The sequence below is a fragment of the Limnohabitans sp. G3-2 genome, assembly GCF_002778275.1.
Taxonomy (GTDB): domain Bacteria; phylum Pseudomonadota; class Gammaproteobacteria; order Burkholderiales; family Burkholderiaceae_C; genus Limnohabitans_A.
Genome location: NZ_NESG01000002.1, coordinates 289,808 through 316,244, shown reverse-complemented (window position 1 = coordinate 316,244; position 26,437 = coordinate 289,808). Strand labels below are relative to the sequence as shown.

The following is a 26,437-nucleotide window of genomic DNA, read 5'->3' as shown; positions in this document are numbered from 1 at the left end:
GCTCACTTGCCTCCAAACAAACGTTTGAAGAAACCAGGCTTTTCCGCTTCGATGAAACGCATGGGCTTGTCTTCACCCAAGAATCGATCGATCACGTCTTTGTAGGCTTCCGACACATCGCTGTTGGCCATGTGGATCGCAGGTGTGCCTTGGTTCGAAGCCTGCAAGACGTTTTCGCTTTCAGGAATCACACCCAACAACTTGATGCGCAAGATGTCCTGAATGTCTTGCAAGGACAACATCTGTCCTTCTTCCACCCGGTTGGGGTTGTACCGGGTGATCAACAGGTGTTCTTTGATGGGTTCTGAACCCTCGATGGCGCGTTTGGTTTTGCTGCCCAACATGCCCAAAATGCGGTCGGAATCGCGCACCGAAGACACTTCGGGGTTGGTCACCACCAAGGCCTCATCGGCAAAGTGCATGGCCATCAGGGCACCCGTCTCGATGCCCGCAGGCGAGTCGCAGACGATGTACTCGAAACCCATGCCACTCAGGTCGTTCAAAACCTTTTCGACACCCTCTTGCGACAAAGCGTCTTTGTCACGGGTTTGCGAAGCTGCCAGCACAAACAAGTTCTCGCACTGTTTGTCTTTGATGAGGGCTTGGTTCAAATTGGCTTCGCCCTGGATCACATTGATCAGGTCATACACCACACGACGCTCACAGCCCATGATCAGGTCCAGATTGCGCAGACCCACATCAAAGTCAATGACAGCGGTTTTGAAGCCCCGCAGGGCCAGGCCGGTAGCGAAACTGGCACTGGTCGTGGTTTTACCCACGCCGCCTTTGCCAGAGGTCACAACAACGATTTTTGCCATGGAAAAACTTTCTTGGACGCGATTGAAAAATCAGGACTTGAGGGCTGTGATGAGCAATTTGTCCCCATCGGGGCCAGATTGCAAACACACCTGGGCCACCTGGCCCAGAACATCTTTGGGTAAAGCATTTTCGCTGGTGCGGTAAACACCCGCGATGGAAATCAATTCGGGCTCCATCACTTGGGCAAAAATTTGCGCTTGTGTGTTGCCGCGTGCACCTGCAATGGCTTTGCCACGCAATGCACCATAAACATGGATATGCCCATCGGCAATCACTTCGGCACCGGCGTTGACCATGGCCAAAACAACCAAATCACGGCCTTTGGCGTACACCTGCTGACCGGATCGCAATGGTTTGTCAATGACCATCGCACCCCATGGGGCCACCGTGGCGGGCTGTGCAACGATGGGGGCAGGTGCAGTCTCTGGCGCAGAGGGCTGTTCAAGGGGCACAGAGCGCCGAATTCGGGCGTCTGTTGCATCCACCAAGCCCAGACCCTTGGCTTGCGCCAAAAGCGCCTCATGGGCTCCTTTGATGGCCAAGGGGACCAATTGGTGTTCACGCAAAACAGCCATCAAAGCCGACAAGTCCAGTGTTTGATCGGCTTCTAGACCCAAAGCACTCACATCCACCACGACAGGGTCTTGCTCAAAAAAAGCAGGTGTCTCCGCCAACTGCTGCTTCAATGCCAAAGCCACAGCGGAAATGTCCGTCGTCTTGAGCAACAAAGCCAACAAGGACAAATCAGCGCTTTTGATGTCGTAACAGGGTTGAGAAGGGTCTTCTGAAACGATCGCCATGGTGCAGACTGGGATGGAAAGGTGCAAATCTTAACAGCGCACTTCTTTTTTGCTATCTCTCTATGGTTTTATATCTTTAAATAGTCGTAGTAGTAAGGCCAGGCTTCTTCTGTGCACAAGTCATTTTTATTGAGTACTGACATAGACTTATCCTGCTTTCAAGGGTGTGTGTGAGTCTGGTTTTTTGCTGTCTCGTCAAAATGAACAACTTGGCCACGACAGACCAAGCTGTGGATAACCCTGCTCTTTCATGTTTTTTATCCACAGCTTTATCCCGGGCTGATTTCAGCCACCGATCAGCCATTGGATGACCCCTTTGGCCACAAAACCCAGCATGCCAAAAGCTAAGCCTAAAAAAATAACAAAAGTTCCAAATTTTCCGGCTTTGGATTCCCAGGCCAACTGCGCAATGATGAAAAGCATGTAGAGCATGAAGGCCCCAACACCAATGGTCAGGCCGAACCAGGCAAATTGTTCTTCGCTGAATCCGAACATCAGCGCTCACCTTGCTCGGTGAGGCGTTCACCCAAATCGGACACATCCACCATGTGGCGATAGGCGTGCCAGCTGCCGTGGCCAAGCATGGGGACCACCAAAATCAAACCCAAGAACAAGGAACAAATGCCCAGCAAGCTGAAGCCCACAATGAGAAATGCCCAAAAAGTCATCTGGAAGGGGTGCGTCAGCACCGCTTTCCAGCTGGTCAGCACCGCTTGCAACACGGTGACGCGGCGGTCCAGCAGCAATGGCATGGAAATGACACTCGAGGCAAACATGGGCAAGGCCATCATGGCGCCCAAACCCACCCACATCTCGAACAAATGGCCTTGCTTGGCCAAAACGACATGGCGGATGAAATCGAGCGGTGTATGGATCGGTACAGGCGCCAACAAAGTGATCAAGGCGGCCGAGGTGATGACCCAGCCTGTGGCCGCAAGCCCCAACAACAAGCCGAAACGGATCAGGCTCCAATAACTGTCGGGTTCACGCCGCAAGCGCATCTGCCACTGGGTCCAGGTGTTGACCAACAGTTGCAAATCAACTTTTTCACCCCGCTCCATGGCTCGGCTCATCGCGTACAAACTGGTGGCCAAAACCGGTGCAACCACCATGAAGCCAGACATAGAGCCCGCCAGCAACCAAAAGCGATCGTGTGCTGCCCAGGTGATGAGGCCCCCCAGCACAGCCAGAACCAAGCCATGCAGCATGCTCAACAGGGGTGAGCGTGCCAAATCTTTGAAACCCAAAGCCAGCCATTGCATGGGCTGGTCTTTCAGGAGGGGCAAGATGGGCGGTAAAAACAGCTCAGGGCGTGTTGGTTTTGGCGGTGGGGGTGATGGTTCGCGCATGCATACAGCTTACCCATGTGCAGCGCCAACAAGATTGACCTGTGTCAATCTTGAAAATCAGTCATCAGCCACTTGTTCGTTATCAGGTGTTTTTGTTTTTGCATGTGTTGATGCCCAGCAAGCTGTAGGGCGGGCACCAACCCGTCAAGCCTGTGGCCAATGGCACCAGGCCCACCCAACCCCAAACGCCCACGGTATTGGTCGCGGCCAAAGCGATCAAGACGAGACCGCCCACGATTCGGATGATGCGTTCGATGTTGCCAATGTTTTTGCTCATGTGAAACTCCCGTTGGGTTAAAAATTCAGGCGCTGACGCGGTAACCTTCATCGGCAATGGCCTGGGCCAAAGCCTCGCGGTCCATGTCGGAATCCACTTGCACGGAGTTGTGTGTGCGGTCGATCACAACCTTGGCTTGTGCATCCAAAGACAACAAAGCTTTGGTGACGGCTTTTTCGCAGTGGCCACAGCTCATGCCTTCAACAGTGAAAATGTGGTTCATGATGGATCACTTCCAATGGGTTGTTGAACGTTCGTCAAAGCATAGACCAATAAGGGCTTCATGCCATGACACAGATCAAGATCGAATCTCCCATCACCCACGACATGGGCATCGGTGGCATGACCTGCGCATCGTGTGTGGCGCGGGTCGAAAAAGCGCTGAAAAAAATGCCCGGCGTGCTCAGCGCCACGGTCAACTTGGCCACCGAATCGGCCCGCATCGAAGTCGCTTCAGCCGACGTGACCGACGCACGCTTGCGCCGAGTCGTGCGCGATGCGGGCTACGAGCCCCGCACACCCGAAGCACAAGCCGATGCAGGCCGAGACACACCTTGGGCGGGCTTCATGCCGGTGGGCATGGGCCTGTTGCTGACCATGCCCTTGGTTTTGCCCATGCTGGCGGAGCTGTGGGGACAGCATGTGATGCTGCCGGCTTGGCTGCAATTTGCCCTGGCGACGCCCGTGCAATTTGTGTTGGGCGCACGTTTTTACAAAGCAGGTTGGCACGCCCTGAAGGCGCTCACGGGCAATATGGATGTGTTGGTGGCCTTGGGCACCACCGCAGCGTGGGCCCTGTCGGTCTGGTTGTGGCTCACGGCGCATGAGGGCCATGCGCCGCATCTGTACTTTGAGGGTTCGGCTGTGGTCATCACTTTGGTGATGCTCGGCAAATGGCTGGAAACACGTGCCAAGCGCCAGACCACCGAGGCGATTCGCGCCTTGCACGCCTTGCGCCCAAACACAGCCCATTGCTTGGGCGAAGACGGCGAAGTCGATGTGCCAGTAGATGAAATCCTGGTGGGCGACCGCATTGTGGTTCGGCCCGGGGAACGTTTTCCGCTGGACGGCGAACTGGTCGAAGGCCAAACCCAGGTGGACGAATCCATGCTGACTGGGGAGCCCTTGCCTGTGGTCAAAGCGCCCGGTGCCGCCTTGACGGGCGGCGCCATCAATGGCGAAGGGCGTGTGCTCATGCGCGTCACCGCCGTGGGCCACGAAACCGTGCTCTCGCGCATCATTCGCCTGGTAGAAGATGCGCAAGCGGCCAAAGCGCCCATTCAGCGCTTGGTGGACCAAGTGGCCGAAGTGTTTGTGCCCGTGGTGCTGCTGATCGCCTTGCTCACCTTCGGTGCATGGATGGTGATGGGGGCCCATTTTGAAACGGCGCTCATCCACGCTGTCGCGGTGCTCGTCATTGCCTGCCCCTGCGCCCTGGGTCTGGCCACACCCGTGGCCATCATGGCGGGCACCGGTGTGGCGGCCAAGCACGGCATTTTGATCAAAGACGTGCAGGCACTGGAGTTGGCGCACCGCGTGCAAACCGTGGCCTTTGACAAAACCGGCACGCTCACCGTGGGCCAGCCGCGTTTGTTGGCCCATGTGCCCTCTCCAGGACACGATGCCCAAATGGCCCTGGCCCTGGCCGCACGGGTGCAAAGCGGCAGTGAACACCCTTTGGCGCGAGCGGTGGTGGGTGCCGCCCAGGCGCAGGGCCTGACAGGCCCCACCGCCCAAGACGTGCAAGCGGTGCCGGGCAAAGGCGTGCTGGCCAAAGTGGACGGCCGGCAGCTGCTCTTGGGCAGTTTGCGCTGGCTCCAAGACGAAGGCTTGGACATCGGCATTTGGCAGCAAGACATCGACGCGTTGGGCGCGCAAGGTGCCAGTCTGTCGGCTTTGGCCGAGCGCACCGATGCCGGCTTGCAGGCCCTGTTGCTCATGGGTTTTGGCGACGAGCCCAAAGCGGGCGCTGCGCAAGCCTTGAGCGCACTGCGCGAGCGCGGCCTGAAGCTGGTGATGATCTCGGGTGACAACCCAGCCGCCGCGCAAGCCATGGCACGCCGCTTGGGCTTGCGCCCCGAAATGGGCGAGGTGTTGGCCGATGTGCTGCCCGCTGACAAGTCGGCGCAGGTGCAAAAACTGCGTGCGGCTGGCCAGGTGGTGGCCATGGTGGGCGACGGGGTGAACGATGCACCGGCCTTGGCCGCCGCCGATGTGGGCATGGCCATGGGCAACGGCACCGATGTGGCCATGCATGCGGCGGGCATCACCCTCATGCGTGGCGATGTAGCCTTGGTGGGCGCGGCGCTCGACATCTCGGCCCGCACCGTGGCCAAGATCCGGCAGAACCTCTTTTGGGCTTTTGCCTACAACGTGGCGGGCATCCCTTTGGCCGCCTTGGGTTACCTCAACCCCATGATGGCGGGCGCGGCCATGGCGCTCAGCTCGGTGAGCGTCATGGCCAATGCTTTGCTGCTCAAACGCTGGAAACCCTGAGCACCCGTTTGCGTCAAGCTGTGGGTAGGAAGGGGTAGTCGGTATACCCTGCATCCCCCCCGCCGTAAAAGGTGGCGCGGTCGGGGGTGTTGAAGGGGCCGCCTTGGCGCAGGCGGGCACCCAAATCGGGGTTGGCGATGAAGGGGCGGCCAAAAGCGATCAGGTCCGCACCGCGGGCCAATGACTGATCCGCCAAGGCCAGGTCGTAGCCGTTGTTCAGCATCCAGGCCCCCCGTCCGCCCGCTTGGGTGTAGGCCTGTCGCAAGGCGGCGTAGTCAAAGGCTTTCTCGCCTTGCTGGTGGTCACGCGCAGCGCCTGTCGAGCCCTCGATCACATGCACAAAAGCCAAATCCATGGGGCCCAACAAGCGCGCCACATGCTCAAACAAGGGCTGGGGCAGGTCATCGCTCACCCCGTTGGCGGGTGTCACGGGTGAGAGGCGGATGCCCGTGCGCGCGCCACCGATCTCGGCCACGATGGCGTGCACCACCTCTTGCAAAAAGCGGGCGCGGTTCTCAACCGAGCCGCCATACAGGTCTGTGCGGTGGTTGCTGCTGCTGCGCATGAATTGGTCGATGAGGTAGCCATTGGCCGCGTGCACCTCGACACCGTCAAACCCAGCGGCGATGGCGTTGGCCGCTGCTCGGCGGTAGTCTTGCACGATGCCTGGCAGTTCGGCGGCCTCAAGCGCACGCGGCGCGGACACGGGCTCAAATTGGGCCTGGCCGTCCACCAGCAGCACGGTCTTGGTTTGGGCCGTCAGGGCCGATGGCGCCACAGGTGCCGCGCCACCGGGCTGCAAGCTGGTGTGCGAGACGCGGCCCACATGCCACAGCTGCATCACGATCTTGCCGCCTTCGGCGTGAACAGCGTCGGTCACTTGCTTCCAAGAGGCCACTTGCGCATCGCTCCAAATGCCGGGCACATCCGCGTAGCCCTGGCCTTGGTGGCTGATGGCCGTGGCCTCGGTGATGATGAGCCCCGCCCCCGTGGCCGGGTTGGCGCGTTGGCGGTAATAGGTGGCCATGCGGGCGTTGGCCAGCGAGCCCGGTGCGCGGTTGCGGGTGAGTGGAGCCATCACGATGCGCGAGGCCAAAGCGATGCTGCCGACTTGGCAGGGTTCAAACAAGGCGTTCATAAATTCCATTCAAAGGTCATCCGAAGCACAGGGGCGCAGCAGCTCAAAGTGCGTAATCGGGGCTTTCGCGCTGCAGTTTGCGCAGCAACGATGGCCAAACAAACGCGCCGCCCAAGCCCCCGGTTTGCACCCGCATGGCATTGGCCACGCCGTCCAGAATTTGAGGGTTCACAGCGGTGAGGTCTTTCGGGCCTGACTGTCCGGCCAGGGCGTCGACCTGGATGCGGCAGGTGTTCTCAAACGTGTACATCGACAAAAACGCATCGGCAATGGTTTTGCCCACCGTCAGCAGGCCGTGGTTGCGCAGCATCAGGTAATTGGCATCACCCAAGTCGGCTTGCAGGCGCAGCTTTTCGTCATCGCGAATGGCCACGCCCTCGTAGCCGTGGTAGGCCAGCGAAGCCAGCACAAACGTGCTTTGTTGGCTGATGGGCAGCACGCCATGCGCCTGTGCACTCACCGCCACCCCAGCGCGCGTGTGGGTGTGCAGCACGCAACCGGCATCGGGCCGGGCCTCGTGCACGGCGCTGTGGATCACAAAGCCCGCCGGGTTGACCGGGAAAGGGCTGTCGTGCAGTTTGTTGCACTGCATGTCCACTTTCACCAAGCTGGACGCGGTGATCTCGTCGAACATCAGGCCGTAGGGGTTGATCAAAAACTGGTGGTCATCGCCCGCCACCGAATGCGGCAGTTTGGCGCTGATGTGGGTGAACACCAAGTCGCTCCAGCCGTACAGCGCCACCAGCCGATAGCACGCCGCCAAGTCCAGCCGCAGCTGCCATTCGTCGGGGTGAACGCTGTCTTTCAAGGAAGGAATCTCAAACGCCATGGCGGTGCTCCCAAGGTCAAAAAATTCAGCTTACCCATGAACCGCCGAGCGCCATGACGTGTTGGTGACTGGCTCAGTTGGGGCTCCCCGGCCGCGTGAGGTCTTCCAGCTGCATCAGGTAGACACGGGCAAAAGCCCCTTGATCGTCCACAGGCCCGCACATCTCTGCCGAAGCTTGCAATTGACCGCACACCGCTGGGCGCTCTGGGTGGCCAAAAATTTTGCACCGCAGCTGCTCGTCGAGTTGGATGCAGGGCACGCCCGCGGGTTTGCCTTGGGGCATGCCGGGGATGGGCGATGAGATAGAGGGTGCGGTGCAGCAAGCGGCGCAGCCGGGGCGGCAGGTGAAAGTCATCCGGTCAAAGGCATCGGGTTCAGCGTGGCCACAAGGCCCACAGTTGCAAGGGCTGTTTCACGCGCCCGGCCAACTCACCGGCTTCGGGCCCAGAGCCTGCGTAATAGTCGGCCCGCACGGCACCCACGATGGCGGTGCCGGTGTCTTGGGCCAGCACCAAGCGATCCAAGTTGGTTTGGGGGCCGTTGGATTTGAGCCAAACGGGTGTGCCGTAAGGGATGCTGCCCCGGTCCACCGCGATCGAGCGGCCTGCGGTGAGGGGCACGCCTTGCGCGCCTTTGGGGCCCGGTGGCACCCCGCCTGCGGGCAGTGTTTCTTCCTTGAAGAACACCACGCGCGGGTTTTGCCACAGCAACTCGTTGACCCGCGAGGGGTTGCGGTCTATCCAGGCCTTGATGCCTGGCCAAGAGGCGTCGCGGATCAGGTTTTGGTCCAGCAGCCAGCGGCCGATGCTTTTGTAAGGCTGGTCGTTGGTGCCGGCAAAGGCCAGGCGCACCCTGCGTTGGCTGCCATCGCGCTCGGTGACGTTGATCAGGCCTGAGCCTTGGATGTGCAGCACCATGGCGTCCACCGGGTCGGCCAGATACACCAGCTCTTTCCCCCGCAATGCGGCGCGGGCGGCGGGCACGGTCTCCATCTCTTGGCGGGTGTACCCGGGCTTGCGCGTTTGCAGCTGCGCGGGTGGGGCATACAGCGGCACTTGGAAGCCCGGCCGCGCTTGGCGCTGCGCGTTCAGCACGGGTTCGTAATAGGCGGTCAACAAACCGTTGCCAGCTGGCGTGGGCGACTCCACCCGATAGGCTTGCAACTTTTGCCGCATCCATTGCCGCTGCACCGGTGCTGGGGCACTGGCCAATTGCCGGATGTCGGGGCACAAGGCCGCCCAACCTGGTGCGGGTCGCGTGCAGCTTTGCAACCAGGCAGGCCAAGCTTCTTGCAGGTCATCGGTCTCCAGGCCCGGCAAGTCCGACCAAGGCACGGGAACCCAGCGGCTTTTGGCTTGTGTGATGACCGGTGGCAAAGGGCCGGGTTCCACCGTGGGTGCGTTGGTGGCCTGAGGGGTGGCGGATGACCGTGGCGGTTCGGGTTCATCCCACACGGGCGCGACCGAGCAGGCCACGAGGCTGCCTACAATCGCAGCGATCAAAGCGCTGGCGGCCGTCCGGTGCAAACCAAGAAATGGGAACGTGTTCATGGCGCTTATTTTGCTGGAAGCCTTGTTGGCCTTGCTGCTGTTCGTCGTGATCGTGTGGTGGACCATGTTTTCTGGGCGCAAAAATGGTGAGCTGCCGCCTGCCGAACCCCAAGACCCTGAGGACAAAGCGCCCTGACCGTCCAGCGCGGGGGCCGCATCAGTCCAGCAGCGTGCCCGCCCCTTCGAAGCGCTGCGCGTAATAGCGGTTGCTCAGCTGGTCGACCCGAACGCCTGTTCGCGGGTTGCTGGCATGCACAAAACGGCCGTCGCCCACATAGATGCCCACATGCGAATGGCGCGCGCCCAAGGTGTTGAAGAACAACAAGTCGCCAGGCTGGATGTGCGCGCGTTCGACCGGCCGTGATTTTTTGCCCAAATCGGCCGAGCTGCCGCGCACGGGCAAACCTGCGGCTTCGCGGTACACATGCGACACCAAACCGGAGCAGTCAAAACCTGTGGCGGGCCCACGACCCCCCGAGCTGTAAGGCGTGTCCAGCAAGGACAAAGCGAACAAGGCCAAGTCGTTGCGCTGGGGGTGGTAGGTGCTGCGGCTGTGCGCGGGCGTTGTCGCTGGTGTTGGTGCTTGCGCGCTGTCGCTCAACTTCGGGGGGACCGAGCAGCCTGACAAGCACAAGGCCAGCACCAAAAGCAGGCCTGCGTGCGGATGGGCGCGGCGCACGCTGTTTCTCAAGGGCGGCACCTGGGTGCGGATCATGTCAGCGCCCGCAACAAATTGGCCAATTCGACCGCCGACTTGACTTCCATTTTGTCAAACACGCGCGAGCGGTGCACCTCGACCGTGCGCACGCTGATGTCCAGTTGGTCGGCGATCAGTTTGTTGGGCAAACCTTCCACCACCAAGCGCATCACATCGCGTTCGCGCTCGGTCAACTCACCCAGGCGCGACTGCAAAAAGGCTTGCTGCGTGCGCGCTTTGAGGCGCTCTTCGGACAGCAGCAGTGCTTGTTCAACCCGGTCGACCAAAGCGTTGTCCGAAAAAGGCTTCTCGCAAAAATCAAAGGCGCCCCGTTTGACGCTGTCCACTGCGGTCGGGACGTCCGCGTGGCCGGTCAAAAAAATCACGGGCCAAGCTTGTGCGATGCCGCTGGCTTGAAGCTGTTCAAACAGGGCCAGACCACTCATGCCGGGCATGCGCACGTCCAGCAAAATGCAACCCGCTTGCCGGGGCAAGGCCATGGGCAAATGGCTGGGTGTGGGGGCTGCGGCAGGCCATGGACTGGGCAGGGTGGTTTGCAGCATGTCCCAAAACGCTTCGGCGCTGTCATACGACTCGCTCAGCAAGCGCCGTGTGCGCAGCAACCAGGCCATGCCTTCACGCACGCCGATGTCGTCGTCCACGATGTAGACCATGCTGTCAAAAGGAAGTTGCATGCGTCGATTTTAGGCCTTGGACAAGCTGGGCTTGCCGCTGTCGGCCACAGGCAATGTGAAGCGAAATACCGTGCCTTTGGGCTGCAGTTCTTCAAACTCCAATTGCCCCCCATGTTGTTCAACGACGGTTCGGCACAGGCTCAGACCCAGCCCCATGCCTTCGGGCTTGGTGGTGAAAAAGGGGTTGAACAATTGCGCTGCCACATCGGCTCCGATGCCCGCGCCCAGATCGGTGACGCTGAACTCAACGCCCGCATCTTCGGCGTGTGTCAGGGTCCGCCGCACTTGCAGCACCAAGACCCGGTCCAGGCATGGCGGCGTGTCCATGGCTTGCATGCCATTGCGTGCCAAATTGAGCAAAACTTGCTCAACCATGGTGCGGTCGCACCAGACAGAAGGCAAGCCGGGCTCAACCCGCATGTGCACCCGCACTTGCAGTTTGCGAGCTTGCAGGTTCATGAGGGGTGCGATGGCATCGAGCAGGGCGTGAGGGGGCACCGGTTCTCGGCTTTGGTCGCGTCTGCGCACAAAGTCGTGCACGCTGTTGATGACCCGACCGGCCCGTTCGGCCTGTTCGGCGATGCGCCGCAAGGCCATGTGCACATCGTCCAAGGTTTGCGGCACGGCTTGCGGGTCTTGGAGCAGGTTGAGCGAACCGTTGGCGTAACTGGCAATGGCCGCCAGGGGCTGGTTCAGTTCATGGCTGAGCAAGGACGCCATCTCACCCACGGTGGCCAAACGGGCGGTGGCTTGCAGCCGTTCTTGACTGGCACGGGACACTTCCTCAATGCGGCGCTGCTCACTGATGTCGATCACGGCCCCCATCCACCCGGTTTGCTCGCCTTGCACACTGATCAGCGGGGCTTCGATGATGAGCACCGGAAAGCGTTCACCGTCTTGCCGCATGAACACCGACTCAAAACCTTCCCGTGGTGGCACATTGCCCGCCATGCGAATCGCCTGACGCTGCTGGTATTCGTCGACCATCTCGGGCGGCCAGTAGGGCATGGGTGCATTTTTTCCAATGAGGGCTTCGGCTTCCCATCCGACCATTTGGCAAAACGCAGGGTTCACATAGGTGATGCAGCCATTCAGGTCCCGGGCCCGAAGCCCGGTGACCAGCGAGTCCTCCATGGCTTTGCGAAAAGCCAATGCTTCCGCCAGATCACGTTCTGCTTTTTGCCGCCTTCGGGCGTCTTTGGTGAGCAGCACCATCACCGTGATCAGCGCGATCGACATGCCCGTGACCAAGGCCGTCAAGACGTTCGGAAACAAGTCCGGCGCGCCGCGACGCCCGTCCATGCGCAGCAGCAAAGTGTTGCCCGGCAAATCAACCAACTGCTGACTGGTGAAGATGCGCTGCTCGCGTCTTTGCGTGCCCGCGATCGCCAGCCTTGTGCCATCGGGCTCGATGAAGGACAACTCGTTTTTGCGCCCAAAAGTGGCGCCCAGTCGCTCGGTCAGCAATTCCTGCAAACTGTAGGTCACCACCATGTAGCCCAGAAGATCTCCCGCTTGCATCACAGGCAAGCACAGCTCCATCACCTCCATGCCCAGGCCATCGCTTTGGGGTAAAAAATACGTGCTGGAGTAGGCGGGGCCATTGAGTCGCTTGGTTCGCTGGCAGGCTTGGTTGGCATCGTTGAGCACGTCGCTGCGGGCAATGCGTTCAAATGCCGGCGCGCGCAAAGGCGAGTCGGCAAAAGCTTGGAGCTGCCATGATGGGTCACGCCACTCCACGCGCAACCAGTCCCGGTTGTCACGCAGCAATTCCAGTGCCCTGGTTTGCCAGTCGGGCGGGGAAAAATGGGCCGATTGCAGGGCCTGCAAGGCCTGCACTTGGCGCTGCAAGCCGCCACGCAAGTCGCCCACCGCGTTGCTAGTGTCTTGTTCCAATTCGGCTTGCACTTGGCTGGCCTCATAACGCCCTGCCAGCCAGACCAGCGTGACCAAGACCGCCAACACCAAGGCAATCAGCGCAGCCCACAAGGAGCGACGCCCCGAATCCCATGGCAATGATTCGTCGAGCTTGGCGCGGGCCTGGTTCAGAAACCGTCTCTGGGCCGTCAGTGGGCGGGTGACGCCAAGCGGGTTCATGGGTTTCAAGGAGAGGTGGCGTCAGCAGGAGACGCTTTGCCGTCACTGTTGACCTTGGTCACCCGGGGGTCCGCCCAGCTGCCATCGATCAGAAACTCTTGGGTGTTCACTTTGATCAAGGGCTTTTGCAAAAACAATTGGGCCAAAAAAGCCGTGAGGCCCACCACGGGATTGACCGCGATGCCTGCGACCAAGGAGGCCGTGCCCGCATCCAGCGAGGGCAAAATCACCACCCGTAATTTTTGGGTTTCTTGGGCAATGTCGGCCGAGCCGTCGAGTTGCACCAGCGCATTGACCCCTTTGATTTGCATGTTTCGGGTCTGGGCTATCCCCTGTGCAATGGTGACATCCCCGCGCACCGAATCAAAGGCAAAACCTTCGTAGAACACGTCGCGAAAATCCAGCAGCAAACGACGCGGCAAGGCCTGCAGGCTCAAGACGCCGAGCAATTTGGCCGCACCCGCATCGGCTTTGAGGAACTGACCGCGACCCATGCTGACGCCAAATTGGCCGGACAGGCTGGGGTAGTGCAAAGCCAAGGGCGAGCCTTGCCAAGACACCACGCCCTCGAGTTGCCCCGAGCCCCCGCGCAAAGCATCGGGCGTGCCCAGGCGCGTCAACAATGCGCCCGCATCGGAAACGTCCAGCTTGAAGTTCATTTCCGTTTTGCGTTGTGCGTTGCCTTCCGAGGTTTTGAGCCATCGCCCGGTGCTGCGCAAAGTGGCTTCGGGCAAGGTGACGTTGAGTTTGCTCAACTGCCATTCGGCTGCCGCCCTGGCGCGTGATCTGGGTTGCTCTGGGTTGAGGGCTTCAATTTCGACACGGCCGAGTTTTTTGCCCCGCAACTCGAGTTGTTCCACCACGATGTCGAGCGACGGCAAACTGACGGGCGGGGCCTCTAGAAGGCCCTCGACATCGGATACGCTCGAGGGCGGCAAGTTCAGGCGCGACAAGCGGGCGAACAGGTGACCCAATTGATCGCCCGAGGGCTGACGGTAGACCACATGGCCATTGAGTTCGCGTGCATCGACGTTCACGCGCCAGGTGTTGCCTTCACGCAAGCCCCCTGCGACCACCTGGTGCAAAGTGCGGCCGTCGGCTTGGATGGTGTTGGCTTGCAGGCCTATGCGCGTGGGCGCATAGGCTTCCCAACTGCTGACCGCTGCGCTGCCTGAGCGCGTCGCGGGGTTGGGGTCTTGGGGCAGGAGATTTTGCCAATCGTCCAGCAACAGCTGATCGAGTGCCACCGTGGCGCTCACGCCAGAGGCTGGCATGGCCGGGGCTTGGGAGGCGGGCAAACCCAAGGTCAAACTGCCGCGCAGCACCACGGGTGCTTTGCCCGACAAGTCCCGCACATAGTGGGCAGAAGCGATGCGCCCCCATTCCAGTTGCATTTGCTCCCGCAGACTGCTGCCGGCGCCGCTCACACGCGTGCGCAAAGAGATGGGCACAAGGGTCGCCGCAGATTTGCCCAAGGGCGCCGGCAAATTCAGCGACAGACCGTCCAGCTGGCTTTGCAGCGTGATTTCCGGTTGTCCTTGCCGCCAGCCCAGTTGTGCGCTGTAGCTGGTGGCGCCACTGGCTTGTTGGGCCCATTCATTCAGCGGCGCCAGTTCTTTGGCTTGACGCAGTCCTTCGGCGCTCACTTGGCCTTGTGCACGCAACTGCAAGCTGAGCTCATTGCTCGCTGCGCCAGAGCCGCCTGGCATGGGCCGCATGCCCCCTTCGATGCGAACCGTGCCGCCCAGCAGCCTCGCTTGTGCACCATTCAGGCTGAAGCCCGACTCGGTGAATTGCACGTTGCCTTGGAGTTTTTCCAGCAAGGGCGTGTCAGGCGTCATGCGCACATCGTTACCGGCCAGCGCCACGGTGCCTTGCACCTTGGTGTTGACCGGGTTGAGCAAGGGCACCGTCAACTTGAAGCGGGTTTGCACGTTGCCTGTGGCCTGTGTTTGTCGCAAGGCGCCCGACAACAGGGCATCCAAAGGGGACTTTTGGACCAAGCCCAGCACCAGATTGGCCGGGCCTTTGTATTCGGCCGAAACGTTCAATACGGCCGCATTGGCCATGTTGGCGATCTCGACTTCGCCGTCGTTCAAAGTCAGGCCAGACCGTGCGTCGTCGACCCGTGCGGAGGCCTTGCTCAGCTTCATGCCCAAGCGGTCAAATACCAGCTGGCCCGTCAGTTGGTGCAAGCGAGGCCAAGGCAGGCTTTGGGCTGGCAGCAGGGCTGCTGGCAAGTAGTCCAGCTCGACGTCTTGAATGCGACCAGAGAAGCGGAATTCGCCATCTTTGGGGTTGGCGAAGGGCAGTTTCGCCAAGTCCCCTTTGACCTTTATTTGGACATCTGAATACACCCCTTTGCGCACCGCGTCGCGCACGTATTGGCGCACGTCTTTGGGCAGCGTCAAAGGCAAATAGCGGTATGCCCTGGACGCATTGACTTGTTTGATTTTGCCCTGCAGGTCCAATTGGCCCGGCCCCTCGCCTTGGGCGCTGGGATGCCACTGCCCTTGCCACTCGCCTTGGAGGTCTGCGTTGCTGACCTGCAGTTTCCACTCGGGCACATGCCACTGCCCCGCTTTTTGTTTGACCAATGCGTGCGCGTGCAAGCTCTGCACGGGCACATCGGGTTCATCCAAAATGCCGGGCAAAAAGACGGCCCCCTCTGCACCCATGTCCACATCGATGCGGCCACCGTCTTGGTTCAGTTTGAGTTTGACGTTGGCCCCCTGCATGCCGGGCCAGCGGATCGCTGGCTGTGCGGGCTTGACTTCAGGCGTTGGGAGCGACAGGTTTTGCACCGACATTTGCGCGTCGTAAGTGAGGGGTTTTTCCCAATCACCTTGCCAGCGCCATTGGAGTGCATCCACCTGACCTCGGACGGTTTGCAGCTGCAAGCGCTGCCGCCAAGTTTCTGGCAAAGGCATGCGCAAGGCGATGTCGCGCAGCGCCCTGAGGTCCAGTTGATCGGCTTGCAGCTGACCTTGGGCGGGGGATTTGCCTTGAGGGTGGGTGAAGCTCAAGGCCACATTGCCGCCAGGCCATGCCAAGCCTTGATCGCTCACAAAAGCCAGTTGCTGGGTCGAGACTTCAAAACCCAGTGGGCTGACCTTGGCGGCCAAACGTCCGGACAAGCGTTCAAACCCCAGAGGGGCTTTGTCGGGGGCCCATGCCGCCTGCAGCCCGGTGAGGTTGACATCGGCCAGGCCACCCACCCATTGCCCTTGGGCCACGTCGTTCCACAAGCGCAGGCTGCCTTGGCCAGAGGCCAATGGGGTCTGGAGTGGCAAGTGCTTGCCCAATTGCGCCACATCGACGTGCGGAAAATAGGCATACACCTGCCCTGTCCAGTCGGCCCACCGACCTGGATGCAGCGACAGCAAATTGCGCTTGAAGCGACCCACGGTGAAGAAGCGCTGACCATCCGCTTCGGGCGGGGTGGCGTCCACACGGACATCGTGGTACCGGGACGAATTGCGCAACAAGACATCCACATCCCGCAGGGACAGCGTTTGGGGCGCGGCAGAAGCGGCAGAAGCGCTTGGCTTTTCTTGCGTCCAGTGCACGGTGCCGCCGCGCACAATCACTTCGCGTTGGGCGAACAACCAATCGGTGACCGCGTTGTCGCCGCTGGAACTTTGTTCCAGATCGAGCCCAGCGATGCGCCATTGGCCATTGGCCAAGAGGCGGATGTCCAGATCGGGCGCATCCAAGACCAGTTGCTCCAACTTCAGACCCATCACCGAGCGCACGCTGATGGCGACCCACACCTTGGGCAGGCTCAAAGCGGTGCGGCCTTCGGGGTCCAGCAAAGCGATGTCGCGCAATTCAAAAGAAGGGGCCCAGCCGGTCGATTCGGCCGAGATGTGGCCGATGCGAACCGGAACCCCGAGGGTTTGCTGGGCCAAGCGCTCCAAGGCTGGGCGGTGCTCGCCGATTCGCGGCACAATCCAAAAATGCAGGGTTGCCCAGCCCATGCCCAGCACAAGACCCACGCACAACAAGAGCCACGCGATCAGCCGCACAAAGCGCGACAGCACATGGACCAGGCGGGGGAGAAGTGGCAAGGACGGCGCAACCATTTGAATTAGAAAGTCAGCAGGAATTATGACCCGCAGCCAGCCGATGGACGTGATCACCGCCACAAATGATGTCGGCCTGGACGATTTGCCGCTGTATTCTCGCTTTCTGCAGCGCCTGCACCGCCGTTATGGCGCTGAGTTGCCACTTTTGCCCCCTGGCCCACCCACCTCCGACAGCTTGAGCGCCGCCTACGACGCCTTGGTCGCCAAAGGGCTGGACACCAGCGCCGCCTTGCGCGTCTTGCGTCAACTCACGCTGGAGCGCCTGGCTTGGCTGGATTGTTCGGGCAAAGCGGACCTGCAAACCGTCACTTACGGCATGACTTGGCTGGCCGAGGTCACGCTCGACATCGCTTGGCAGAGGGTGTCGGCAGATTTGGACGCACTGCACGGCGCGCCCACCAAAGCCGATGGCCAACGTGCCGAGATGTGGATCGTTGGCATGGGCAAGTTGGGCGCCCGCGAGCTGAATGTGTCGAGTGACATTGACCTGATTTATGTCTACGACCAAGACGGCCAGAGTTTGGGCAACAGCGAAGGGCGAAACAAAGTCTCGTGTCAGGAGTACTTCACCCGCGCCGTCAAGCGCATGTACGCGCTCATTGGCGAGACCACCGAGCATGGCTTTGTGTTCCGGGTGGACCTGGCGCTGCGCCCCAACGGCAACTCTGGCCCCAGCGTGGTGTCGCTCGATGCGCTGGAGGAGTATTTGCTCGTGCAAGGCCGCGAATGGGAGCGCTTTGCCTGGATGAAAAGCCGCGTGGTGGCCCCACGCAGTGCGGTGCTCAATGGTTCAGCCCAGGCGCTGCGCAGCGTGGTGCTGCCTTTTGTGTTCCGGCGCTACCTCGACTACAACGTCTTTGAGTCGCTGCGCACGCTGCACCAACAAATCCGTGACCACGCCTCCAAGCGCAGCGCGGGCCATCCCGAACGCGCCAACGACGTGAAACTGTCGCGCGGTGGCATCCGCGAGATCGAATTCACCGTTCAGCTTTTGCAGGTGGTGCGAGGCGGTCAGTTTCCGGAGCTGCGCACCCGCCCCACCCTGGACGCCTTGCAACGCGTGGCCAAAGCCGGGCTCATGCCGCAGAGCACCGCCACAGCGCTGGGCGCGGCCTATGTGTTTTTGCGCCAGGTGGAGCACCGCATCCAGTACCTGGATGACCAGCAAACCCATGTGTTGCCCACCCGCGACGACGACTTGGCCTGGATTGCGCAGACGATGGCCTACACCGATACCGGGGCATTTCTCGTGGACTTGGATGCGCACCGCGAAGTGGTGGCGCAAGAGTTCGACACCTTGTTGGGCGGAGACCGCGATTGCAAAACCTGCAACAGCAAAAGCGGTAAAAACACGCGTGAACCTGCCGAACTGGATGCGGTGCTGACCGAGTTCCATGGCGTGGTGCGTGAGCGTTTGGCGCTGTGGGCAGACAACCCACGCGTGCAAGCCTTGCGCGACGACGCGCGGGGCCGCTTGATGCGTTTGTTGCAACGCACGGCCCAGTGGTTGGCGGTGGGCCGCGTGAGCGAGGAAGCCGTGCTGCGCATGGTCGACTGGATCGAGCCCTTGCTGCGCCGCGAAAGTTACCTGGCCCTCATGCTCGAGCGGCCGTCGGTTCACGAGCGCTTGTTGCGCCTTTTGGGCGCGGCCAAGTGGCCCGCCCGCTACTTGCTGCAGCACCCGGGAGTGATCGATGAGCTGGCGGGCGGCAATCTGTTTGACAGCCGCTTTGATGCCACCGAATTTGAAGGCGAGTTACAGGCCCGCTTGCTGGCCCTGCAACGCACGGGCGAAGATGACGAGGAAAGCTTGCTCAATTTGCTGCGCCGCGCCCACCATGCCGAGCAGTTCCGAACACTGGCGCGTGACGTGGAAGGGGTGCTCACGGTGGAGCAAGTGGCCGACGACCTGAGCGCCCTGGCCGACGCCGTGCTGCGTGTGACGGCGCGCTGGTGTTGGGGGCGGCTGAAAAACAGGCACCGCGAAGAGCCCGCGATCGCCATCATTGCGTACGGCAAGTTGGGCGGCAAGGAGTTGGGTTATGGCAGTGACCTGGACATCGTGTTTGTGTACGAAGACGAAGACGAACGCGCCCAGGAAATCTATGCCAACTATGTGCGCAAGTTGATCAATTGGATGACGGTCAAAACCGCCGAAGGTGATTTGTACGAGATCGATACCGCACTGCGCCCCAATGGCAACTCGGGTCTGCTGGTGACACGTTTTGAAGCCTATGCCGACTACCAGCAGCAACGCGGCAGCAACACCGCCTGGACATGGGAGCACCAGGCCATGACACGGGCCCGCTTTGTCATGGGCCTGCCCAGCTTGGCGGCCCGGTTTGACGCCGTGCGCTGCGCGGTCATTGGAGCGCACCGTGACGCCGCCAGTTTGAAAGCCGAAATTGTGGCCATGCGCGAGCGGGTACGCCAAGGTCATCCGGTCAAGGCCGATCGCTTCGATGTCAAGCACAGCCCGGGTGCCATGGTGGATGCCGAGTTTGCCGTCCAGTTTTTGGTGCTGTTGCACACCGCAGCGCACCCCGAGTTGGCGGCCAATGTGGGCAATATTGCACTGCTGCAACGTGCGCAAACCGTGGGCTTGCTGCCCGATGGGGTGGGCGAGGCTGCGGCCAATGCCTACAGAGAAATGCGCCGGGTCCAACACCATGCTCGGCTGAACGAAGAGCCCACCGATGTCCCCATGGCGCAATTGACCTCTGAGCGTGATGCGGTCTTGAAAGTCTGGCAAATCATCATGCAATGAGCCTGCTTACACCCCTTGATTGGCAGGTATAAACCCCCGACGGTCATGTTCAACCGCTAAACTCTTGAGACGCCAAAGGGGCGTTCAACAATGAGAAGTGTCATGAAAAAAGTGGGTGGCGGTTTGGCGGTTTGGGTGTGTGTTGCGCTGGGCGGCGGCAGCGTCGCATGGGCGGCTGATGAGCGCCCGGCCAGCGCAGTCAGCAAGCCCAGTTTGACGGTCACGGTCACCACCCCGCAAGCGAGCAGCATGGCGCAAAAAATCAGCGCCAATGGCAACCTGGTTGCTTGGCAAGAAGCCATCATCGGGGCCGAGGCCAATGGCCTCAAGATCAACGAGGTGCGCGTGAACGTTGGCGACCGGGTGCTGCGCGGCGATGTGCTGGCGGTGTTGCAAGCCGACAGCTTGCAAGCCGAATTGGCGCAAGCCGAAGCGGCATGGGCCGAAGCCAACGCCAGCGCCGAAGAAGCCAAGGCCCAAGCCGAGCGGGCGCGCAGCCTGCAGCAGCAAGGCTTTTTCAGTGCCGCTCAGCTCAGTCAGGCATTGGCGGCGCAAGCCTCGGCGGTGGCCCGTGTGCAGTCCGCCCGCGCCCTGGTGCAGCTGCACAACGTGCGCCTGTCGCAAACCCAGGTGCGCGCACCCGATGCGGGCGTGATCTCTGCCCGGCAGGCCACTGTGGGCAGTGTGGTGGGCGCGGGCACCGAGTTGTTCAGGCTGATTCGCCAAGGCCGCATCGAGTGGCGCGCTGAAGTGACGGCAGCCGAGCTGGGCCGCATCCAGGTGGGTGCGCCTGTGCAGATCACGGCGGCCAGTGGCCAGCAGCTGCAAGGCAAAGTGCGCATGGTGGCGCCATCGGTCGATGCGCAAACCCGCAACGCGCTGGTGTATGTGGACTTGCTCGCGCAGACGGGCAGCGCGCGCGCAGGCATGTATGCCCAAGGCGAGATTGCGCTGGGCCAAAGCCAGGCGCTCACGGTGCCGCAAACGGCGGTGGTGGTGCGCGATGGTTTCAGTTATGTCTACACCGTCGGGGGCGAGCAAAAAGTCAGCCAGATCAAGGTACAAACCGGACGCCAAAGCGGGGGCCGCGTGGAGGTGGTGAGCGGCTTGAAAGCCGATGCCCGTGTGGTGGCCAGTGGTGGTGCATTCCTCAACCACGGCGACACGGTGCGCGTGGTGGATGCCCCCGTGCCAACGCCTGCCAGCAAATAAAGGGACGTCATGCTCAACGTCTCTTCATGGTCGATCCGCAACCCCATTCCGGCCGTCATGCTGTTTGTGCTGCTGACGGTGGCCGGCTTCATCGCCTTTGGGTCCATGAAAGTGCAAAACTTTCCGGACCTGGACGTGCCCACCATCACCGTGACCGCCAGCCTGCCAGGCGCGGCGCCCTCTCAGCTTGAAACCGATGTGGCCCGCAAGCTCGAAAACGCGCTGGCGCCCTTGCAAGGGCTCAAACACATCACCACCAAGGTGCAAGACGGCGTGGTGTCGATCACCGCCGAGTTCCGCATGGAAAAGCCCACCCAAGAAGCGGTGGACGATGTGCGCTCGGCCATTCAGGGCGTGCGGGCCGATTTGCCCGGCGACCTGCGCGACCCGGTGGTGCAAAAGCTCAACTTGGCCGGCTCGCCCGTGTTGGCCTACACCGTGCGCTCCTCGCGCATGGACGACGAGGCCCTGTCCTGGTTGGTGGACAAAGACATCACCCGCAAGCTCTTGTCGCTGCGCGGCGTGGGTGCGGTCAACCGCGTGGGCGGCGTGACACGCGAAGTGCGTGTGGCGCTCGATGTGAACCGCTTGCAATCGCTGGGCATCACGGCGGCCGAAGTCTCCCGCCAACTCAAGCAGGTGCAGCAAGAAGGCTCGGGCGGGCGCATGGATTTGGGCGTGGGCGAGCAGCCTGTGCGCACCCTGGCCACCGTGAAAACCGCGCAAGAGGTCGGCCAGATTGAGCTGGCCACATCGCGCGGTGGCCGGGTCCGGCTGGACCAGGTGGCCACGGTGCGTGACACCTTGGCCGATGCCCGCTCGGCCGCCACCTTGGACGGCGTGCCCGTGGTCGGCTTTGAGGTGGTGCGCAGCAAAGGCGAGAGCGAAGTGGCCGTGGGCCGCTTGGTGCGCCAGGCGCTGGCCGAATACCGCTTGCAAAACCCGGACATCGAGATCACCGAGTCCTTTGACTTCGTGACCCCGGTGGAAGAGGAATACGACGGCTCGCTCGTCTTGCTTTACGAAGGCGCGCTGTTGGCGGTGCTGGTGGTGTGGTTGTTCTTGCGCGACTGGCGGGCGACGTTTGTGTCTGCGGTGGCCTTGCCGCTGTCCGTCATCCCGGCCTTCATTGGCATGGCGTATCTGGGTTTTTCCATCAACGTGGTGACTTTGCTGGCGCTGTCTTTGGTGATCGGCGTGCTGGTGGACGACGCCATCGTCGAGGTGGAAAACATCGTGCGCCATTTGCGCATGGGCAAGTCGCCGTACCAGGCGGCCATGGAAGCGGCCGACGAGATCGGTTTGGCCGTGATCGCCACCACCTTCACTTTGATCGCGGTGTTTTTGCCCACGGCCTTCATGAGCGGCATTCCGGGCAAGTTTTTCAAGCAGTTTGGCTGGACAGCGTCACTCGCGGTGTTCGCCTCGCTGGTGGTGGCACGGGTGCTCACGCCCATGATGGCGGCTTACATCTTGAAGCCCATCGTCACGGCCGCGCACGAGCCGGGCTGGCTCAAGCGCTACATGGTTTGGGCCACTTGGTGCATGAAGCACCGCTTGGTCACCATGGTGCTGGCCACGCTGTTTTTCATCGGATCGATCATGCTGGTGCCTTTGCTGCCCAAAGGCTTCATTCCGCCGGACGACAACTCGCAAACCCAGGTTTATGTGGAGCTGCCCCCGGGATCGACCTTGGCGCAAACCCAGGCCAGCGCCGAGCACGCCCGCACCCTGCTCATGACGGTGAAGGACGTCCAAAGCGTCTACACCACCATTGGCGGCGGCAGTGCAGGCAGTGACCCGTTTGCGGGCGGTGGGGCCGCCGAAGTGCGCAAGGCCACGCTCACCATTCAGCTGAGCGAGCGCGGCACACGGCCGCGCAAGCAAGCGATTGAAAACGACATCCGCACCGCCTTGCAGCAACTGCCTGGTGTGCGCAGCAAGGTGGGCTTGGGCGGCTCGGGTGAGAAATACGTGCTGGTGCTCACGGGTGAAGATCCGCAGGCCCTGCAAACCGCCGCCATGTCGGTCGAGCGTGACCTGCGCACCATCCAAGGCCTGGGCTCGATTGCCTCCACGGCCAGTCTGGTGCGCCCCGAGATCGCGGTGCGCCCCGACTTTGCCAAAGCCGCTGACCTGGGCGTGACCAGCGCGGCCATCAGCGACACCTTGCGTGTGGCCACTTTGGGCGACTACGACGCGGCTTTGCCCAAACTCAACCTGTCCGAGCGGCAGGTGCCCATTGTTGTGAAACTGGGCGAAGAATCCCGCCACGACCTGAGCACGCTGGCGCGCCTGATGGTGCCCGGCAGCCGTGGCCCGGTCATGTTGGGCCAGGTGGCCAGCATCGAGGTGGCGGGTGGCCCGGCGGTGATTGACCGTTACGACCGCCAGCGCAACATCAACTTCGAAATCGAGCTCTCGGGCATGCCGCTGGGCGACGTGACGCAAGCCGTCCAAAAACTGCCCGCCTTGCAAACCCTGCCGCCGGGCGTGAAGGTGGTGGAAGTGGGTGACGCCGAAGTCATGGGCGAACTCTTTGCCAGCTTTGGTCTGGCCATGATGATCGGCGTGCTGTGCATCTACATCGTGCTGGTGTTGTTGTTCAAAGGCTTCTTGCACCCCATCACGATCTTGGCGGCGCTGCCGCTGTCTTTGGGGGGTGCCTTTGTGGGCTTGTTGATCGCGCAAAAGAGCTTTTCCATGCCTTCGCTCATTGGCCTGATCATGCTCATGGGCATCGCCACCAAAAACTCCATCTTGTTGGTGGAGTACGCCATTGAAGCCCGGCGCGGCAAGGCGGCCGAGGGCGACCAAGCTGCCGTGGCCCCCATGAGCCGCTGGGACGCCATCCTGGACGCCTGCCACAAACGCGCCAGACCGATTGTCATGACGACGATTGCCATGGGTGCAGGCATGCTGCCAATTGCGGTGGGCTGGGGCGCAGCGGACGCGAGTTTCCGCTCACCGATGGCGATCGCCGTGATCGGTGGCTTGCTCACCAGCACCGTGCTCAGCTTGTTGGTGGTGCCCGTGGTGTTCACTTACTTGGATGACTTGGGTCAGTGGAGCGGGCGGATGTACAGAAAAATCACACACACCAGGAGCAAAGCATGAGCAACAAAGTGGCGGTGGTGGTGGGGGGTGGCAGCGGCATGGGGGCGGCTGCGGCACGCCGATTGGCTCAGGATGGCTTTCAGGTGGCCGTCTTGTCCTCGTCCGGCAAGGGCGAGGCGCTGGGGCGTGAGTTGGGCGGCTTTCACCAAGCTGTTTGCCGATGAGCACGCTGCGCACAATGTGCGCATCAACAACGTCTTGCCTGGCTGGATCGATAGCCTCCCCGCCAAAGAAGAGCGCCGCGAGAGCGTGCCCATGCAGCGCTATGGCACCAGCGAGGAAGTGGCCGCGACCATCGCTTTTTTGGCTTCAGAAGGCGCCGCCTACATCACGGGCCAGAACATCCGGGTGGACGGTGGTTTGATGCGCTCGGTTTAGAGCGCACTGAAAACCCGTGAGCGTCAGGTCAGAACAGCCTGCGCCACCGCCAGATAAACCGGGATGCCCAGCACGATGTTCAGGGGAAAGGTCAAGCCCAGGCTCAGTCCGAAATACAGCGCGGGCTTGGCTTCGGGCAAAGCGGTGCGCAGCACGGCGGGCACCGCGATGTAGGAGGCGCTGGCGGCCAGGACCATGAGCAAGGCCCCATCGCCTGCGCTCAGTTGCAAGGCCACAGCCAGGCCCAGGGCCAAAGCGGCATGCACGATGGGCCCGAGCACGGCGTAGGCGATCAACACGGGCGACTGGCCTTTGACTTGGGGCAAGTTGCGCGCTGCCATCAAGCCCATGTCGAGCAAAAAGAAGGCCAGCATGCCTTTGAACAGGTCCACCGAAAACGGTGCCATCGCCTCTTTTCCAGCATCGCCTGTGATCAAACCAATGACCATGGCGCCCAGCAGCAGCAACTGCGCCCCATCGGTGAAAGACTCGTGCAGAATTTTCCCGATCGATGCGCCATGCGGCGCGCCAGCGCCACCCAGTGCGGCCCCGCCACCGGCTTGCATCACCACGCCCGAGGCTTGCTTTTGCCGCAATGAATTGGCCAACACCACCGCCAGGATGATGGCGGGTGACTCCATCAAGGCCATGGCCGCAGCCATGTGCCCGCCGTAAGGCACGCCTTGGTTCTCGAGGGTCTGCACCGCCGTGACGAAGGTCACGGCGCTGACCGAACCATAAGTGGCTGCGACAGCCGCTGCGTCAAAGCCCGACACAAACCGGCGCAACACGGTGTAACCGATCAGGGGGATGACGATGGCCAGTGCCACCGCGGCCGCCAAGCTGATGCCCACAGTGGCCGTCAAGCCTGATGTCGACAACGCAAAGCCGCCTTTCAGGCCCAAGGCCATCAAGAGGTAGAGCGACAAAAAGCGCGAGATGGCGGGCGGGATTTCGAGGTTGGATTTGACGGTGCCCGCCAGCACGCCAAAGATGAAAAAGAGGATGGCGGGGTCGATCAGATTGTGCATGGGTGTGTTCCTTGCGCCGATCATAAAAATGGACAGAACATTTGTAAAATCGATTCTTCAACCTTTGAATATAGATAAAAATCTATGAATGTCAGTTTCCGTCAATTGCGACTTTTTTTGGCACTGGCCGAAACTGGGAGCGTGAGTGCCGCGGCCAAAGTGATGCACGTCACCCAGCCCACGGCCTCCATGCAACTCAAGGACATGGCGGTGGCCGTGGGATTGCCCTTGTACGAGCTGGTGGGCAAAAAGCTTTACTTGACCCAGGTGGGCCAGGAGCTGGCGCAAACAGCCCGAGCGGTGGCACAGACTTGGGATGCCTTTGAGCAAAACGTGGACGCCGCCAAGGGCTTGTCGCGCGGCAAGCTGCGTGTGGCGGTGGTCAGCACCGCCAAGTACTTCATGCCGCACCTGATCGGCAGCTTTTGCAAGCGCCACCCGGCCATTGACGTGTCGCTGGAAATCTTGAACCGCGACGGCGTGGTGCAGCGCTTGCGTGACAACTTGGACGATTTGTACATCATGTCCATGCCCCCGAAAGACATGGACTTGGGCGATGAGGCCTTCATGCCCAACCCGATTGTGGTGATTGCGCCCAGCGCAGACCCGCTGGCCAAACGCCGCGAGGTGTCTTTGCAAGATTTGGCCGAGCGCCGCTTTATTTTTCGCGAAAAAGGCTCCGGCACGCGCATGGCGGGCGATCAATTTTTCCGCCAAATGAAGTTTCGCCCCGATGTGCGCTTGGAGCTGGGCAGCAACGAGGCCATCAAGGAATCGGTGGCGGGTGGTTTGGGCATCGGCGTGGTTTCGCGGCACGCGCTGCATGGCCATCAAAAAGAAAATGGTGTCAGCGTGATCGATGTGCAGGGCTTTCCCTTGCCCTCGGCCTGGCACATCGTCTACCCAGCCGGCAAAAAACTCTCGCCACTGGCCCTGGCCTTTCAGCGGCATGTGCGCCAACAAATCGGTCGGCGCAAATGAGCGGCGCCATCATTTTTATCTGTTCTTAAGGCCTCGCATCGGGTGTCGGTGTGGGTGCCAGTTTTCAGCGCCCCGATGTTGGTTTGAGGTCTTTGCAGCTTGAAATGCGCTGGTTT

21 protein-coding genes and 1 pseudogene are annotated in these 26,437 nt (G+C 61.3%); 7 read left to right on the top strand and 15 right to left on the bottom strand.

Features of this window, described 5'->3' with window-relative positions; all coding sequences use genetic code 11:
• Positions 1-2: 2 nt before the first annotated feature.
• The 6 genes from minD to B9Z31_RS03595 all read right to left on the bottom strand — a co-directional run bounded on the left by minD (position 3) and on the right by B9Z31_RS03595 (position 3,468).
• Entirely contained in the window at positions 3-818 is an 816-nt protein-coding gene (minD, locus tag B9Z31_RS03620; protein WP_100118191.1) for a septum site-determining protein MinD, read from the bottom strand.
• 30 nt (positions 819-848) lie between these two features.
• Positions 849-1,619: a septum site-determining protein MinC gene (gene minC, locus B9Z31_RS03615; RefSeq protein ID WP_100118190.1), complete on the bottom strand. Its 771-nt coding sequence runs from the start codon at positions 1,617-1,619 to the stop codon at positions 849-851.
• Between the two features lie 285 nt (positions 1,620-1,904).
• Positions 1,905-2,114 carry a DUF2788 domain-containing protein gene (locus tag B9Z31_RS03610; RefSeq protein ID WP_199174427.1) on the bottom strand — a complete coding sequence of 70 codons (210 nt, stop codon included), beginning with the start codon at positions 2,112-2,114 and terminating at the stop codon, positions 1,905-1,907.
• The gene (locus B9Z31_RS03605; protein ID WP_233200701.1) at positions 2,114-2,881 is read right to left on the bottom strand and encodes a DUF2189 domain-containing protein; all 768 of its coding nucleotides are present in this window, start codon (positions 2,879-2,881) and stop codon (positions 2,114-2,116) included. The genes B9Z31_RS03610 and B9Z31_RS03605 overlap by 1 nt, the downstream gene beginning before the upstream one ends.
• Positions 2,882-3,050: 169 nt before the next feature.
• Positions 3,051-3,245 (bottom strand): DUF2892 domain-containing protein, encoded by a 195-nt coding sequence (locus B9Z31_RS03600; protein WP_100118187.1) that lies wholly within the window; start codon positions 3,243-3,245, stop codon positions 3,051-3,053.
• 25 nt (positions 3,246-3,270) lie between these two features.
• Positions 3,271-3,468 (bottom strand): heavy-metal-associated domain-containing protein, encoded by a 198-nt coding sequence (locus tag B9Z31_RS03595; protein ID WP_100118186.1) that lies wholly within the window; start codon positions 3,466-3,468, stop codon positions 3,271-3,273.
• Between the two features lie 65 nt (positions 3,469-3,533).
• On the opposite strand from B9Z31_RS03595, the gene B9Z31_RS03590 reads away from it, so the two are divergent.
• Positions 3,534-5,741 (top strand): cation-translocating P-type ATPase, encoded by a 2,208-nt coding sequence (locus B9Z31_RS03590; protein ID WP_100118185.1) that lies wholly within the window; start codon positions 3,534-3,536, stop codon positions 5,739-5,741.
• A 13-nt stretch (positions 5,742-5,754) separates the two neighbouring features.
• Here the strand turns inward: B9Z31_RS03590 and B9Z31_RS03585 are convergent, their stop codons facing one another.
• The 4 genes from B9Z31_RS03585 to B9Z31_RS03570 form a co-directional block, all read right to left on the bottom strand.
• Positions 5,755-6,879, bottom strand: coding sequence for an alkene reductase (locus tag B9Z31_RS03585; protein WP_100118184.1), 1,125 nt, complete (start codon positions 6,877-6,879; stop codon positions 5,755-5,757).
• A 43-nt stretch (positions 6,880-6,922) separates the two neighbouring features.
• Complete coding sequence (locus tag B9Z31_RS03580; protein WP_100118183.1) at positions 6,923-7,708, bottom strand: class II aldolase/adducin family protein; 786 nt, start codon at positions 7,706-7,708, stop codon at positions 6,923-6,925.
• A 73-nt stretch (positions 7,709-7,781) separates the two neighbouring features.
• On the bottom strand, positions 7,782-8,063 hold the full coding sequence (locus B9Z31_RS03575) for a YkgJ family cysteine cluster protein (protein WP_100118182.1): 282 nt from the start codon (positions 8,061-8,063) through the stop codon (positions 7,782-7,784).
• 19 nt (positions 8,064-8,082) lie between these two features.
• Entirely contained in the window at positions 8,083-9,258 is a 1,176-nt protein-coding gene (locus tag B9Z31_RS03570; RefSeq protein ID WP_233200699.1) for a murein transglycosylase A, read from the bottom strand.
• On the opposite strand from B9Z31_RS03570, the gene B9Z31_RS15530 reads away from it, so the two are divergent.
• Positions 9,257-9,394 carry a hypothetical protein gene (locus B9Z31_RS15530; RefSeq protein WP_199174426.1) on the top strand — a complete coding sequence of 46 codons (138 nt, stop codon included), beginning with the start codon at positions 9,257-9,259 and terminating at the stop codon, positions 9,392-9,394. The genes B9Z31_RS03570 and B9Z31_RS15530 overlap by 2 nt on opposite strands.
• 21 nt (positions 9,395-9,415) lie before the next feature.
• Here the strand turns inward: B9Z31_RS15530 and B9Z31_RS03565 are convergent, their stop codons facing one another.
• The 4 genes from B9Z31_RS03565 to B9Z31_RS03550 are packed head-to-tail and all read right to left on the bottom strand — an operon-like array spanning position 9,416 to position 16,817.
• Positions 9,416-9,973 carry a C40 family peptidase gene (locus tag B9Z31_RS03565; RefSeq protein ID WP_100118180.1) on the bottom strand — a complete coding sequence of 186 codons (558 nt, stop codon included), beginning with the start codon at positions 9,971-9,973 and terminating at the stop codon, positions 9,416-9,418.
• Complete coding sequence (locus B9Z31_RS03560; RefSeq protein WP_100118179.1) at positions 9,970-10,650, bottom strand: response regulator transcription factor; 681 nt, start codon at positions 10,648-10,650, stop codon at positions 9,970-9,972. The genes B9Z31_RS03565 and B9Z31_RS03560 overlap by 4 nt, the downstream gene beginning before the upstream one ends.
• 9 nt (positions 10,651-10,659) lie before the next feature.
• On the bottom strand, positions 10,660-12,747 hold the full coding sequence (locus B9Z31_RS03555; RefSeq protein ID WP_100118178.1) for a sensor histidine kinase: 2,088 nt from the start codon (positions 12,745-12,747) through the stop codon (positions 10,660-10,662).
• Between the two features lie 5 nt (positions 12,748-12,752).
• Positions 12,753-16,817: a YhdP family protein gene (locus B9Z31_RS03550; RefSeq protein ID WP_233200696.1), complete on the bottom strand. Its 4,065-nt coding sequence runs from the start codon at positions 16,815-16,817 to the stop codon at positions 12,753-12,755.
• Positions 16,818-16,875: 58 nt separating this feature from the next.
• On the opposite strand from B9Z31_RS03550, the gene glnE reads away from it, so the two are divergent.
• The 4 genes and pseudogenes from glnE (at position 16,876) to B9Z31_RS03530 (ending at position 24,309) form a co-directional block, all read left to right on the top strand.
• Positions 16,876-19,602 (top strand): bifunctional [glutamate--ammonia ligase]-adenylyl-L-tyrosine phosphorylase/[glutamate--ammonia-ligase] adenylyltransferase, encoded by a 2,727-nt coding sequence (gene glnE / locus B9Z31_RS03545; protein ID WP_233200719.1) that lies wholly within the window; start codon positions 16,876-16,878, stop codon positions 19,600-19,602.
• 102 nt (positions 19,603-19,704) lie between these two features.
• Entirely contained in the window at positions 19,705-20,814 is a 1,110-nt protein-coding gene (locus tag B9Z31_RS03540; protein WP_100118175.1) for an efflux RND transporter periplasmic adaptor subunit, read from the top strand.
• A gap of 9 nt (positions 20,815-20,823) precedes the next feature.
• Positions 20,824-23,931, top strand: coding sequence for an efflux RND transporter permease subunit (locus B9Z31_RS03535; RefSeq protein ID WP_100118174.1), 3,108 nt, complete (start codon positions 20,824-20,826; stop codon positions 23,929-23,931).
• Positions 23,928-24,309, top strand: a pseudogene (locus B9Z31_RS03530) (SDR family oxidoreductase). The gene B9Z31_RS03535 and the pseudogene B9Z31_RS03530 overlap by 4 nt, the downstream one beginning before the upstream one ends.
• Positions 24,310-24,332: 23 nt before the next feature.
• On the opposite strand, the gene B9Z31_RS03525 reads toward B9Z31_RS03530, so the two are convergent.
• Positions 24,333-25,340 (bottom strand): sodium-dependent bicarbonate transport family permease, encoded by a 1,008-nt coding sequence (locus B9Z31_RS03525; protein WP_100118173.1) that lies wholly within the window; start codon positions 25,338-25,340, stop codon positions 24,333-24,335.
• 84 nt (positions 25,341-25,424) lie between these two features.
• Here B9Z31_RS03525 and B9Z31_RS03520 point away from each other — a divergent pair, with 84 nt between their 5' ends.
• Positions 25,425-26,321 (top strand): LysR family transcriptional regulator, encoded by an 897-nt coding sequence (locus B9Z31_RS03520; protein WP_100118172.1) that lies wholly within the window; start codon positions 25,425-25,427, stop codon positions 26,319-26,321.
• The last annotated feature ends 116 nt before the right edge of the window (positions 26,322-26,437 follow it).